Origin of the sequence: Corallococcus silvisoli (assembly GCF_009909145.1) — a bacterium.
GTDB classification, from domain to species: Bacteria; Myxococcota; Myxococcia; order Myxococcales; family Myxococcaceae; genus Corallococcus; species Corallococcus silvisoli.
This window is the reverse complement of the sequence record NZ_JAAAPJ010000012.1, coordinates 174,427-187,303: the sequence shown is the minus strand read 5'-3', so window position 1 is coordinate 187,303 and position 12,877 is coordinate 174,427. Positions and strand designations below refer to the sequence as shown.

Below are 12,877 nucleotides of genomic sequence, written 5' to 3'. Positions count from 1 at the left end.
CGGCGTCCCTCAGACGCGCACCAGCAGGGCCATCTGGTGCGCGCCGATCCCCAGGCCCACCATCACCAGGTACTTCGTTCGCAGCTCGCGGTGGAACCGGGCCAGCGTCACCGGGATGGACGCGTGCACCATGTTCCCGAAGTCCTCGAACGTGTCCAGGTACTCGCGCGGGCGGATCTCCTTCGCCCAGTGGTCCATCAGCTTGCGCGTGGCCTGGTGCGAGATGAGCGTCACGTCCTCGCGCGCCACGCCGTGCTTGTGGAGCAGCCGCTCCACCAGCCGGGGCGGCCCGTTCATTCCAGAGTTCAGGAAGGCCTGCACGCCCGACGTGGGCGCGATGCCATAGGTAGGGTGCGCGAGCCCGGACTCCGGCCGCGGCCCCATCATCATCGCGCCGTACTCGTCGCTGAAGGTGTCCGCGCCCCAGTCCACCAGGGTCAGCCGCTCTCCCGCGCCCACCACCACCGCGCCCGCGCCGTCGCCAATGCCGATGGCGTGCCCTTGCGTGTAGTCCACGTTGCGCGTCCACGCGGAGCCCACCGCGACCAGCGCGTGCTGGATGCTGCCCGCGCGCAGCGCCTCCCAGGCCAGCACCACGCCCATCAGGAAGTTGGCGAAGTCCGCCTGCACCGGAACCACCAGGGCGCCCTGCCCCAGCCCCAGCTCCCGGTGCACCGCGTAGAGCGCGTTCGGCGCGATGAACTCCGACACCGACACGTAGCCATACAGCCGCTGCACGTCCGAGGCGGTCAGCCCCGCGTCCTGGAGCGCGGCGGCGCCCGCGCGCGCGGTGAGCGAGGCCAGGGACTCACCCGGCCCCAGCGCCCGTCGCTCGCGATTGCCGTAGAAGAGCGCGTGCTCCCCGCCACTTCCGGCGGCACGGCGCAGGGGCTCGAAGAGGGGATCCTCGTTGCCGCGCACCGTGCCGGGCACGGCGGCGCCAACGCCCAGCAGCGCGTAGGTCGCGGCGCTCATGCGGCGGCTACTTCGCGTCCGAGGCCACGGCGGCGAAGCGGTCGCCGTAGGGCGGCACCTCGCGGTAGTCGATGTGCGCGATGATGACCTGCGGCTGGCCCGTCTCGTCCGCGCGGCGCAGCACTTCCGGCAGCAGCGCGTCCAGCTGCCCGGGCGCGTTCACCGTGTAGGCGCGGGCGCCCAGCGACTCGGAGAAGGCCTTCAGGTCCGGGTTGCCCAGGCCATAGAACTCGTCCTCCAGCGGGTACGTGCGGTCCTGCACGTGCTCGCCGTGGTTCACCATGCCCAGGAAGTTGTCGTTGAGGACCACCGTCACCGTGCCCACGCGGTAGCGCGAGGCGGTGAGCATCTCCGTGCCGTTCATCAGGAACGCGCCATCACCGACGATGGCCACCGCGGAGCGCTCCGGCCGCCCCACCTTGCCGCCGATGACCGCGCCGCAAGACCAGCCCATGGAGGACAGGCCGCAGGGGTAGAAGATTCGCGCGGGCGGCGTGATGTGCAGCAGGTGCGCCGTCCACCCGGTGCAGTTGCCCATGTCGATGTACAGGTCCATGTCCGGGCTCAGGTGCTTGTCGAGCTCCGCCATCAGGTCCTGCGGCTTCACCGAGTCCTGCGCCTGCGGGGCGCGCACGACGGGCGCGGCCTCCGTCAACGCCATCACCTGCGACCAGCGCTCCTGCACGCGGGCGCCGCTGGACGGGCCGATCATCTGCCCCAGCTCCGCCAGCCCCGTCACCACCGAACCCACGTCCGCCACGATGGGCAGCCGCACCGGCAGGAACTGGCCGATGTTCGACGCGTTCACGTCCACCTGGATGACGTGGTGCACGGACTGGAAGTAGCGGTGGAAGCTGCGGGATGCCCACTCGCCCAGGCGGCTGCCCAGGACCAGCATCACGTCCACGCCTTCGCGCAGGTAGGCCTCCGCGCGCTTGCTGCCCGCCAGCCCCAGCACGCCCAGCGACAGCGCCTCGCGCTCGGAGAACAGCCCCTTGCCGCGCATGCTGGTGGCCACGGGGATGCCGTGCTGCGTGACGAACGCGGTGAACGCCTCGCCGTGCTCCGCCATCGCCTCGCGCGCGCCCGAGCCCAGGAAGATGAGCGGACGGCGCGCGGTGCGCAGCAGCGTGAAGGCGGCGCGCAGGTCCTCGAAGGGCGCGTTCGCCGGACGCGCGCGGAAGGCCCCGCGCGTGGTGGGCACCGACGCGCGCTGGATGGGCTGGCGCGCGATGTTGGCCGGGATGCTCAGGTGCGCGGCGCCGCCGGGCAGGCCCTGCGCGGTGCGCAGCGAGCGCGCCAGCAGCCGCTGGAAGCTCTGCGCGTCCGTGACGCCCACGGAGCTGGCGCAGCCCTGGCGGAACATCTCCACCGTGTTCACGCCGTGGGAGCTGGTGCTCTCCTGGATCGCCATCAGGCCCACGCGGTCCGTGGCGATGTTGCCGCTGATGGCCAGCATGGGCACGCCGTCCAGGTGCGCGGAAGCCACGCCCGTCAGCGCGTTGGTGGCGCCAGGCCCGGCCGTCACCATGCACACGCCCAGCTTGCCGGTGGCGCGCGCATAGCCATCCGCCATGAACGCCGCGCCCGCCTCGTGCGACGCGATGATGAAGCGCATGGACGCGTGCTTGCGCAGCGCCTGCTGGAACGGAGCGATGTTGCCGCCCGGGATGCCGAACACCGCATCCACGTCCTCCGCCTCCAGGTGCGCGATCACACAGTCCGCGACCGTCAGGTCCTCCACCGTCTTGAAGCCGCGCGCGTTCGCGTCCCCGTACATCGGGATGGGATCGCCGTGACGGGCCTCCAGCGCGTTCACCTTCCCAGCAGCGGGCGTCTCGTGACGAAGCGCCTCCACGGAAACCTCATGCCTCAACGAGGAGGAGGTGGCGGGCTTCAGCTCAGCGAGCGAGGAGGTGGACATCGGTGGGCTTCTCCAAGGCCCCGGTCCCATCAGACTCGACCTGAGACGCCGAGTCGCTGCCACCGAGTCCGGGGGGACCTCGATGCGAGGGCAGTGTTGTGGGGGTGCTGGAAAGATGCATCCCCCTAATACTGGGGAAGCAAGCAAATGTGAAGTAAAAAGAGTGGAAAGTTCGCCTGACGCTGGATTCTCACACTTCGTGACGGGTTACCACGTCCGCCACCCAACGCCAGCATGTTCACACGGAGCGTGTACCTCGCGCGCGCGTACGTGAGCAACGCGCCAGTGGATCCACGTGCGCATTGAGTGGAGTAGGCTCGCAGGCGCACTGCCATCCGGCTGAAGTCGCATGGGAGTGACGCGCGCACCACAATTTCCACGTGGGGGTTGTCATGGCTGAGAATCTGCGGACGGAGTACGGCTTCAGAATCAATGCGCCGGGCTACATCACCCCAGCCGAGGCCAAGGTCTGGTTCGATGACCTTCGCGCCAAGGTGGCGGTGAAGCGGGGTCGGCCCTTCGGGCTGATGGTGGACATTCGCAGCCAGAAGGCGAACCCGCCGGAGACCCAGGAGATCATCAAGCAGGCGATGGGTTGGTTGCGGCAGAACGGCATGGTGCGCTCGTCGGTGGTGCTGGACAGCACGGTGGCCCGCCTGATGATGGTGCGCATGGCGAAGCAGAGCGGCGTGTACGAGTGGGAGCGCTACATCGACGCGTCGAAGGATCCGGAGTGGGAGCACAAGGCGGTCGACTGGATCACCAGCGCCACCGAGCCCTCGAAGGAAGAGGACGCGGCGGCCTGACGACGTGCCCTGGGTGATGGCGGTGGAGGCCTCTTCCGGAGGCCCACCGCCTCCCCTGCCCCCACCGGGGCCTGATTCCACCCGCTACCTGGAAGGTCCTGTTCCTTGAACGCCGGGTCCCCACGGACGCCAGGCCGGGTCGGTTCTGTCCTCCTCATCATCCTGGGCCTCCTGTGCGCGCGCTGCGCCGCCTCGGACCCGTCCCGTGAAGACCCACGTGGCCGCGTGAGTCCGGCGGCGGCGCCCACCGCCGCGGCCCTTCCCGGGCGCGCGCTGCGGGTTCGCGTCTACGCGGACGCGGATCACCGGGCGCGAGTCCTCCACTGGGAACGAGGCTTCGCGGCGTGGCTCCAGCGCGCGAGCGAGGCCGTGCGCGAGCCGCTGGGGGTGACGTTCGAGCTGGAGTCGGCGCGAGCGTGGGACCGCCGAGGCTCCAACGGGCCGTTGGAGCCGGTGGTGGACGCGCTGGAAGCGGCGGACGCGGGCGAGGACGTGGACCTGGTGGTCGGTCTGGTCGCCGCGCCCCCTGCCTTCAGCGATTCCCAGCACGAGTTGGGCTTCGCGCGCGTGCTCGGACGCCACTGCGTGCTCCGGGGAATCGACGCGGGCCTGCCCGTGGAGGCACGGCAACGGCTGGAGGTGTCGGCGCTGTTGCACGAGTGGGCCCATACCTGGGGCGCTCCTCACGTGCGCGACGGGCGCGGATGGATGTCGCCCAAGTACGACGCGGCTCATGAGGGGTTCGATGCGCGGACGCTCGCGCTGCTGGACGCGGGGCGGCGGCACCTGCCCGGGGCGCGCGTGGAGCTGGCGGCCCAGAAGGCCTGGGCCCGCGAGCTGCGCGCGGCGGTGGAGGGCATGTCTGGCCCCGCGTGGGAGGGCCCGGAGCGGGACTTCCTCCTCGAATGGACCGACCGCGTCCGCGCCGCCAGCGTCGTGTTGGGGCCGGAAGGGACGCCCCGGTCGCTGACGCCGCTGGAGCGGCAGCGGCTGGCGGAGGTCATCGCGTTGGAGAAGGCCGGCCGGGTGGAGGTGGCCGCCGAGGTCATGGAGCCCCTCGCCGTGCGGCATCCCCACGACGAACGCGTGCAGTTGCTCGCGTGCTACCTCGCGGTGCGGCTGACGCCGGGGGCGGAGGCCACGCGTCAGCGCTGCGAGCGGGCCGCCGCGCGCTTTCCCAGTGAGCCTTCGCTGCGGATGAACGTCGCGCTGCTCCACCTGCACGCGGGCCGTTTCGATGAAGCGCGCGACAGCCTGCTGGCCGCGAGACGGAACCTCGAGGCCCGAACCGATGTGGAGCCCGTGCAGTGGGCGGATCTGGCGGGCCTCTTCCTTCGCGCCCACTGCGTGACATGGGCGGAGCAGACCGCGAACCGGGCCCCGGGGCTCGCCGCGTCGTCCGCGGTGCTCGAGCAGGCGGCGCTGTTGCGGAGACAGGTGGCGCTGCGTCCCCACGGGGATGCGCCCCCGACCGTGGATCCCATGCGCGAAGGGTTCCTCGTACGCTCGGTCATCGACATCGAGGCCCTGCTGCATGCCGGCGCTTCCGGTCCGGCGCGCGAACGCATCACGGCGCTCGCACGGGAGTTTCCAGAGACCCCCTCCGTCATGCTCGTGCAGTGCGAGCTGCACCTGCTCCAGGGGCGCCTGGGCGCGGCGCGCACCGCCTGCGAGCGCGTGCTCGCCTTCCGGGAGGACGCCGTGCAGGCACACCTGCTGCTGGGCGTGCTGGCGACGAACACCCGCGCGCACGCTCGCGCACGGGCGCACCTGGAGCGCGTCATCGCGCTGGAGCCTTCGCGCACGGAGGCCTGGCACCTGCTTGCCCGCGAGTACCGGGGCACGCGGCTGCTGCGTCCTCTCCAGACCCGCTATCGCGAGCAGTTCGCTCGCGACCTTCCATGAGGCCCGCGACCTACTCCGCGGCCGCCGCGCGCCACTCCTCCTCGAGCATCGACAACACGAACATGTCGATGAAGCCCTCGCCGTTCGCGCGGGCATGGTGCCCGCGGAGCACGCCTTCCTGCTGGAAGCCCGCGCGCGTCAGCACCCGCAGGGACGCCGTGTTGTGCACCGCCACCATGGCCTCCATGCGGTGCAGCCCCATCTGCTCGAAGCCAAAGCGCAGCAGCTCAGGCAGCAGGAGCTTCATCACGCTCTGTCCCCACAGGGCGCGGGCCAGCATGTAGCCCACCTCCGCGCGGCGGTCCTTCACGCTCCAGTTGAACAGGCACAGGTAGCCCACGGGCGTCGCGTCCTCGCCCCGCGAGAGCACCCAGCGAAGGCCCTCGCCCCGGTGCATCGCCTCCACGTCGCGCGTCAGCTTCTGACGGATCGTCTCCGCGCGCAGGGGCACCGCGTAGTTGAGGCTCCGGGCGACCTCGGGCTCGGCGTACACCGCGCTCAGGCCCTCCACGGAGTCCAGGCCGAGGAGGCGCACGCGGAACGGCGCGGGGACGACGGGCAGCGGCAACGTGACGTAGGACAGGGTCATGCGAAGGAAGCCCCAGGGCGAAGGGACCGCGTCACCCTAGCGGCCACGCGGGACGGCCGCCACCGTCCCAGCGTACGCGCCTCACCGCGACTCGCCCCACCCGCCCCCTACTCCGCGCGCATCGCCTCCACCGGGTCCAGCTTCGCCGCGCGTGCCGCCGGATAGATGCCGAACAGCAGCCCCACGCCACAGCTCATGCCCAGGGACAGCGCCACCGCCCACGCGGGAACGTTCATGGGGAACAGCAGCACCCACTTGCCCAGGAACACGAACCCGAAGCCGAGCCCCAGCCCCAGCACTCCGCCCACGAGCGACAGCAGCACCGCCTCCGTGGCGAACTGCCCCAGGATGCGGCGGCGCCGCGCCCCCAGCGCCTTGCGGATTCCAATCTCCCGCGTCCGCTCCGTCACCGACATCAGCATGATGTTCAAGATGCCGATGCCGCCCACCACCAGCGACAGCAGGCACACGCCCACGCCCGCCAGCGCGATGACCTGCGAGAGCTCGTTGAAGGACGCCGTCATCGACTCGTTGGTGTGCACCTCGAAGTCGTTGGCCTCCTGTGGCGTCAGGCCCCTCCGGCGGCGCAGCAGGTTCACCACCTCGTCCTGCGCCTTCTGGAACGAGCCGCCGTCGCGCGCCTGGATGTCGATCTCCACCGAGCGGCGGCTGCCGTAGAACTGCTGGAACGCGCGCATCGGGACGATGGCCTGGTTGTCCTGGCTGGCCATGCCCATCACGCTGCCGCGCTTCTGGAGCACGCCGATGACCTGGAACGGCCGGCCCTGAAGCCGCAGCTCGGAGCCCACCGGGTCCATGCCCGGAAAGAGCACGTCCGCCACGTCCACGCCAATCACCACCACCGGGCGGCCGTCCAGCGTCTCCGTCTCGTTGAAGAAGCGGCCGTTCGTGACGCTCACGCCGCTCGTCTCCAGGAACGTGGGCTCCGTGCCCACGATGCTCACCGACGCGTTCGTCTCCCGCCAGGCCGTGGTCAGCTTCTTGCCCCACTCCTGCGACGTGGGCGTCGCCGAGCCCACGGAGGGACAGGACTCCAGGATGGCCTTCACGTCCTCGCCGTGCAGGTCCTGGCGCTTCGCGTACTTCGCCCAGTTGATGCGGCCAAAGCCGCTGGGCCACTTCGTCACCTCGAAGGTGTGCGCGCCCAGGCTGCCCAGGTCCCGGTTCACGCGCTCGCGCAGGCCTTCGATGAGGGCCATCATCGTGATGACGGTGGCCACGCCAATCACGATGCCCACCAACGTCAGGAGCGAGCGCAGCGGGTTGCCCAGGAACGTTCCCAGCGCCAGCCGCAGGTTGTCCAGGAAGGCCCGCATGGCCCTATTCGTAGCGGAGCGCTTCCACCGGGTCCAGCCGCGCCGCACGCGCGGCCGGCCAGATGCCGAACAGCAGGCCTACCAGCGCCGCGAACGCCACCCCGCCCACCACCGTGCCCGGCCGCACGTCCGCCGCCAGGGGAGTCACCAGCGACACGATCTTCGCCGTCCCCAGCCCCACGGTCGTCCCCAGAAGGCCCCCCACCGCGGACACGCTGGAGGCCTCCATCAGGAACTGGAGCACGATGGTGCGCTGGCGTGCCCCCAGGGCCCGCCGCACGCCGATCTCCCGCGTCCGCTCCCGCACCGACACCAGCATGATGTTCATGATGCCGATGCCGCCCACGAGCAAGGTGATCAACCCCACGCCCGTGGCCACCGCGTAGAGCGCTCCGGTGAGCTGCTCATAGGTCGCCGCGAGCGTGTCCGGCCGGTTGATGGAGAAGTCGTCCGGCTGGCCCGGCGGCGTCGCGCGGATGCGCCGGAGGATGCCCACCAGCTGGTCCTCCGCCTTCTGGACCTGCCCGGCGTCCGCCACGGCGATGGCGATCTGCATGGGCCGGCCCTTGCCGAAGCTGGAGTTGAAGGTCTTGAAGGGCATGAACACGGACAGGTCCATGTTCTCCGCCACGACCTTGCCCTTGCGGCCCAGGGTGCCCACCACCTGGAAGGGCCGCCCGTCGATGCGCACCGTCTGCCCCAGGGGGCTGATGCTGGGAAAGAGCGTGGCGGCCACGTCCGCGCCCAGCACCGTCACCGCCCGGTTCACCTCTTCATCCGCGCGGGTGAGGAAGCGCCCCGACACCACCTCGTAGTTGCCGATGGCGAGGTAGTCGCTCCACACGCCGTTGACGCGCACGTTGGACACCTGGAAGGCGCCGTGCGCCACGTCCGACGTGCGCATCACCGCTGGCGAGATGGCGGTGATGAAGTCCGCCTGCCCGCGCAGCTGTGACACCTGCTCCAGCGTGAGGTTCTTCCGGTTGCGGAACGCCCACCAGTTGCCCTTGATCATCCAGGGGAACTTGGACACGTAGAGGGTGTTGGCCCCCAGCGAGTCCAGCTGCTTGTGGAACGACGTGTTGAGCCCCTGGATGATGCCCACGATGGCCAGGAGCGTCGCCACGCCGATGCCAATGCCCAGGGTGGTGAGCACCGTGCGCATCCGGTTCGCCCGGAGGGAGAACACCGCGATGCGGGCTCCCTCCAGCACGTCCACGCGGAAGCCCTTCTGAAACTTCACGCGGTCCCCGCCTGGGGCACCAGCCCCGACCCCGCGAGCGCGACCTCGGGACCGGGACCATCCGCGACGATCTCTCCGTCGCTCAAGCGGATGGCGCGCGGACAGCGAGCGGCCAGTTTGGGCTCGTGCGTGACGAGCACCAGCGTGTGTCCCGCCTTGTGCAGCTGCTCGAAGAGCTTGACGATCTCCTCGCCCGTGGCCGAGTCCAGGTTGCCCGTGGGCTCGTCCGCCAGCAGCATGGACGGCTCCGACACCAGCGCCCGCGCGATGGCCACGCGCTGGCGCTGACCGCCCGACAGCTCATTGGGCCGGTGGTGCATGCGGTGCGTGAGCTGCACCTTGTCGAGCGCCGCCTTCGCGCGCTCGCGCCGCTCCTTCGCGCCCATCCCCCGGTACACCAGCGGCAGCTCCACGTTGGCGAGCGCCGTCTCCCGGGGCAGCAGCTGGAACGTCTGGAAGATGAAGCCGATCTCCACGTTGCGGATGACGGCGAGGTCGTCGTCGTCCATGCGCGACACGTCCTTGCCGTTGAGCATGTAGCGGCCGCTCGTGGGCGTATCCAGGCACCCCAGCACGTTCATCAGCGTACTCTTGCCGGAGCCCGACTGGCCGATGATCGCCACCCACTCACCCCGGTGGATGCCGAAGGACACGCCGCGCAGCGCGCGCACCTCCTCGCCGCCCACGAAGAAGGCCCGCGTGAGGCCCTCCACCTGGATGAGGGGGGCCGAGCCCGGTGCAGGGGACGTCGTCACGACTTGCCCTTCGCCGAGGCCTTCTCCGGCTCGCGCACCGCGTCCCCGTTGGACAGCTCCTTGGACAGCGTGCGGTAGGGGCCCTCCACCACGCGGTCACCCGGCTGGAGTCCCTCCAGCACTTCCAGCTCCGTGTCGGACGCGATGCCGGTCCGCACGCGGCGCACCTGCGCCTTGTTGTCGTTGTCCACGACGAAGACGACCTTGGCCAGCGTCTCCGTGCGGCGCTTGGCGGTGAGGGACGTGCCCTCCACCGGCGCCTGGTAGTCCGGCAGCGTGCGCTCGGAGCGCACCGTGACGGCCTGGATGGGCACGAGCACCGCGTCGTTGTGCGTCTCCGCGCTGATGCGCGCCTCGGCGCTCATGCCGGGCAGCACGCCCGGGGGACGCGCCTCCAGGGCGACCGTGATGGGGAAGCTGGTCACCTCCGCCTCCGTGCCCGGGTTCTTGATGGTGGCCTTCTGGGCGATCTCCACCACCGTGCCGTTGAAGGACTGCCCCTCCAGCGCGTCCAGCGTCACCTCCGCGGGCTGGCCGTACTTCAGGTGCACGACCTCGTGCTCACCCACCTCGAACTTCACCTCCATCTGGTTGAGCGCGGCGATGGTCATCACCACGTCCTCGGAGAAGTCGGAGCCACGCACGCGCTCGCCCACTTCACGTGACAGCTCGATGACGTTGCCGTCGATGGGCGACAGCAGCGTGGTGCGCGACAGGTCCGTCGTCGCCTGGTCCAGCACGGCGCTGCTCTGGGCCACGCGCTGCTTGGCGGCGGCGAGGCGCGCCTCGGACGTGTCCGTCACGGCCTTGGCCTGCTCCACCTCCGCGGCGGAGGCGAGCCCCTTCTCCGCGAGCCCCTTCACCCGGACGAGCTCCGCGCGCTGGCGCACGACGTCCACGTCGGACACCTGCACCTCGGCGCGGGCCGCGTCGCGGGACGCGGTGGCCTGCTTCACGGCCGCCTCGTAGTAGCGCTTGTCGATCTGCCCCAGCACCTGCCCCTTGGTGACAGGGTCTCCGTCCTTCACCTTGAGGGCGACGAGGTCGCCGGACAGGTTGGAGGAGATCTTCACCGTGGTGGCCGCCTGCACCTTGCCCGCGCCCGTGATGGTGCGGGTGATGGTGCCCTTGCGGGCCTTGGCCAACTGGACTTCCTGCGTCGGGGGCGGCCGGTCGCGCAGACCGCCCACGGTGATGGCCGCCGCGCCGAGCAACAGCGCGCCGGCGATTGCCGCCTTCCACCACGTCATTGTGAGTCTCCCGGGTTCAGCGTGCCCATGGCCCGGTACAGGGCATAGCGGGCGATTTCGACATCGATGCGGCTCTGGAGCAACACCAGCTCCGACTGGGTCAACTTGAGCTGTGCGTCACGGACATCCAGCGTGGAGCCGGCCCCCGCGCGGAAGCGCTCCTCCGCCAGTTGCAGGCCCTGCTGGGCGACCGCGCGGTTCGCGGTCGACAGCTTCGCGGCGGCGATCTGCCCTTCCAGCACCGCGTGGGCTCGGCGCACCTCCGCCTCCAGCTCTCGCGCCGTCTGGGCGAACGTCAGCTCCGCCTTGCGGATGTTGACCTCGGCCCGCGCGGACTGCGCGTCGGTGGCGAACCCGTTGAACAGGTCCCAGGTCAAGGTGATGCCGCCGTTGAACGTGTTGCCGTAGCGGGCCTCGCTGAAGAACGGCCCCAGGTCCTGGCTGGTGTGCGAGTACCGAGCGGACAGCCCCACGCGCGGGATGTAGTCCCCCTGCACGATGGCCCGCTGGAGCTCCGCCACACGGACACGCTGCTGGAGCGCCTTCAACAGGGCGCGGTGCTCGCGGGCCTGCTTGAGCGCGTCATCCAGGGCGGGCGCGGGAGGCGGCTCCTGCTGGAGGACGCCGGGGTCCACCGCCTGGAGCAGCTCGGTGCCGGGGCGGGCCAGCCACACGGCCAGCTGCACCTGATCCGCCACCAGCTGGTTCTGCCGCTGCACGACGTTGATGCGATCGTTGCCCAGGTTGACCTGCGCGGCGATCTCCTCGGTCTTGCCCACGCGGCCCGCCATGAAGAGGGCGTGCGCGCGCTCCAGCTGCTCCTCGCTGCGCTTCGCGGTGGCGTTGAGCACGTCCAGCGAGGCCTGTGACAGGAAGAGCGTGAAGAAGCGCCGGATGGCCTCCAGCTCGGAGGTGTCCGCCTCCTCCAGCGACTGGTTGCGCGTGGCGTCCAGCGTGACGCCCGCCTGCTCCAGCTGCTTCCAGAGGCCCCGGTTGTAGATGACCTGCGTCAGGCCCAGGGACGCGAAGTAGCTGTCCGCCGTGTTGGAGGAGCCCACCACTTCGCGCGTGAGGACCTCCGAGTCGGAGATGGGGATGGTGACGACCTGCCGACGGCGGCCCAGATAGTCGAGGCTGGGGCCCAGGTTGAGCTGGACCTGGGGCAGGAGGCCGGAGCGCGCCACCCGCCGGTCTTCCTGCGCCACGGCGACGTCCAGCGCGGCCTGGAGGGCCTGGGTGTTCTGGCGGCCCAGCGCGCGCGTCTCCTCCAGCGTGATGGGCGTGGCGGTGAGGAGCGTCGCGACGACGAGGAAGGCGCTCACTGGCCACCCCCGGCGGGGATGCCGATGAAGAAGATTCCGACGAACATGGCGTAGAGCACCAGTGTGAGCAGCAGCGAGCGGCCCAGGCGCATCCCGGTGGCGGTGGAGAAGCCCACGCCCAGGAGGCCCACGCTCCAGAGGTTGAAGAAGTCCACGCCCTTCAGGACGCGCTGCATCTTCGGCGTCAGCCCGTCCAGGAGGGCGAGGCTGGAGGGCACGAGCCGCTCCGAGCGCAGGTCGGTGAGCGAGTGCTGATAGCCCGCGCACACCGCGTAGATGAGGTGGTACAGCGCGATGGGCAGCAGCGCCACCGCGGCGGCCGCCATCAACTGCCCGAAGGCCGCCGGCTTGTTGAAGAGCCAGGCCACCACCCAGAGGGCGCAGGCCAGGAGCAGCACCATCAGGGGCATGGCGAACAGCCCCTTGGCGATGCCGCCCACCAGCGCCTTGCGTGAGGCGGTCTGGATCTGCTCGGCGATGTCGGACTCGGACACGCTGGGCGCGCCCGGCTCCGTCGGCAGGGCCCCCACGATGGAGGCGGTGGCATCCCAGCGCAGTGCGTAAACGGTGCCGGAAGCGGCGACACAGAAGGCGAGGATGAGGAGCGGCCACAGCCAGCGCCGGGCCTCGACGGCGCTGCGCGTGGCCCCGAGGGGGTCCACGAAGACGCGAGCCGGTTGTGCAAGGGAGGTCATAGGGATGGGGTCTCTGGGCGAATTACGCAGCCCTCCCGGAGTGATTGCCCGGTCCCTTGAATTGAGTCGGTAAAGG

General features: G+C 70.5%; 11 protein-coding genes. 2 read left to right on the top strand and 9 right to left on the bottom strand.

From position 1 onward, the window contains the following. Positions 1-9 precede the first annotated feature (9 nt). Positions 10-975, bottom strand: a complete 966-nt coding sequence (locus GTY96_RS24155) for a 3-oxoacyl-[acyl-carrier-protein] synthase III C-terminal domain-containing protein (RefSeq protein WP_161665943.1) — start codon at positions 973-975, stop codon at positions 10-12. 7 nt (positions 976-982) lie between these two features. After that, positions 983-2,899 (bottom strand): thiamine pyrophosphate-binding protein, encoded by a 1,917-nt coding sequence (locus GTY96_RS24150; RefSeq protein WP_143905099.1) that lies wholly within the window; start codon positions 2,897-2,899, stop codon positions 983-985. Positions 2,900-3,291: 392 nt separating this feature from the next. On the opposite strand from GTY96_RS24150, the gene GTY96_RS24145 reads away from it, so the two are divergent. Both GTY96_RS24145 and GTY96_RS38590 read left to right on the top strand, forming a co-directional pair. Further along, positions 3,292-3,705 carry a hypothetical protein gene (locus tag GTY96_RS24145; RefSeq protein WP_143905098.1) on the top strand — a complete coding sequence of 138 codons (414 nt, stop codon included), beginning with the start codon at positions 3,292-3,294 and terminating at the stop codon, positions 3,703-3,705. A gap of 225 nt (positions 3,706-3,930) precedes the next feature. Further along, positions 3,931-5,610, top strand: a complete 1,680-nt coding sequence (locus GTY96_RS38590) for a tetratricopeptide repeat protein (RefSeq protein WP_161665942.1) — start codon at positions 3,931-3,933, stop codon at positions 5,608-5,610. A 10-nt stretch (positions 5,611-5,620) separates the two neighbouring features. On the opposite strand, the gene GTY96_RS24135 is transcribed toward GTY96_RS38590, so the two are convergent. The 7 genes from GTY96_RS24135 to GTY96_RS24105 form a co-directional block, all read right to left on the bottom strand. Continuing rightward, positions 5,621-6,199 carry a GNAT family N-acetyltransferase gene (locus tag GTY96_RS24135; protein WP_143905096.1) on the bottom strand — a complete coding sequence of 193 codons (579 nt, stop codon included), beginning with the start codon at positions 6,197-6,199 and terminating at the stop codon, positions 5,621-5,623. A 107-nt stretch (positions 6,200-6,306) separates the two neighbouring features. Next, on the bottom strand, positions 6,307-7,536 hold the full coding sequence (locus GTY96_RS24130) for an ABC transporter permease (RefSeq protein WP_143905095.1): 1,230 nt from the start codon (positions 7,534-7,536) through the stop codon (positions 6,307-6,309). A 4-nt stretch (positions 7,537-7,540) separates the two neighbouring features. Continuing rightward, positions 7,541-8,701, bottom strand: coding sequence for an ABC transporter permease (locus GTY96_RS24125; protein ID WP_235685835.1), 1,161 nt, complete (start codon positions 8,699-8,701; stop codon positions 7,541-7,543). Between the two features lie 74 nt (positions 8,702-8,775). Continuing rightward, the gene (locus GTY96_RS24120; RefSeq protein WP_143905093.1) at positions 8,776-9,534 is read right to left on the bottom strand and encodes an ABC transporter ATP-binding protein; all 759 of its coding nucleotides are present in this window, start codon (positions 9,532-9,534) and stop codon (positions 8,776-8,778) included. Then, positions 9,531-10,784 carry an efflux RND transporter periplasmic adaptor subunit gene (locus GTY96_RS24115; protein WP_143905092.1) on the bottom strand — a complete coding sequence of 418 codons (1,254 nt, stop codon included), beginning with the start codon at positions 10,782-10,784 and terminating at the stop codon, positions 9,531-9,533. Before GTY96_RS24115 ends, GTY96_RS24120 begins: the two co-directional genes overlap by 4 nt. Further along, positions 10,781-12,106, bottom strand: a complete 1,326-nt coding sequence (locus GTY96_RS24110) for a TolC family protein (RefSeq protein ID WP_143905091.1) — start codon at positions 12,104-12,106, stop codon at positions 10,781-10,783. Before GTY96_RS24110 ends, GTY96_RS24115 begins: the two co-directional genes overlap by 4 nt. Then, a complete protein-coding gene (locus GTY96_RS24105; RefSeq protein ID WP_143905090.1) occupies positions 12,103-12,801 on the bottom strand; it encodes a YIP1 family protein in 699 nt (232 codons plus the stop codon). The genes GTY96_RS24110 and GTY96_RS24105 overlap by 4 nt, the downstream gene beginning before the upstream one ends. Between the last annotated feature and the right edge of the window lie 76 nt (positions 12,802-12,877).

What these genes read in the sequence shown, in the direction of transcription:
- GTY96_RS24155 (WP_161665943.1), bottom strand. Translation starts at nt 975, where the DNA reads ATGAGCGCCGCGACCTACGCGCTGCTGGGCGTTGGCGCCGCCGTGCCC.
- GTY96_RS24150 (WP_143905099.1), bottom strand. Translation starts at nt 2,899, where the DNA reads ATGTCCACCTCCTCGCTCGCTGAGCTGAAGCCCGCCACCTCCTCCTCG.
- GTY96_RS24145 (WP_143905098.1), top strand. Translation starts at nt 3,292, where the DNA reads ATGGCTGAGAATCTGCGGACGGAGTACGGCTTCAGAATCAATGCGCCG.
- GTY96_RS24135 (WP_143905096.1), bottom strand. Translation starts at nt 6,199, where the DNA reads ATGACCCTGTCCTACGTCACGTTGCCGCTGCCCGTCGTCCCCGCGCCG.
- GTY96_RS24130 (WP_143905095.1), bottom strand. Translation starts at nt 7,536, where the DNA reads ATGCGGGCCTTCCTGGACAACCTGCGGCTGGCGCTGGGAACGTTCCTG.
- GTY96_RS24125 (WP_235685835.1), bottom strand. Translation starts at nt 8,701, where the DNA reads ATGCGCACGGTGCTCACCACCCTGGGCATTGGCATCGGCGTGGCGACG.
- GTY96_RS24115 (WP_143905092.1), bottom strand. Translation starts at nt 10,784, where the DNA reads ATGACGTGGTGGAAGGCGGCAATCGCCGGCGCGCTGTTGCTCGGCGCG.
- GTY96_RS24105 (WP_143905090.1), bottom strand. Translation starts at nt 12,801, where the DNA reads ATGACCTCCCTTGCACAACCGGCTCGCGTCTTCGTGGACCCCCTCGGG.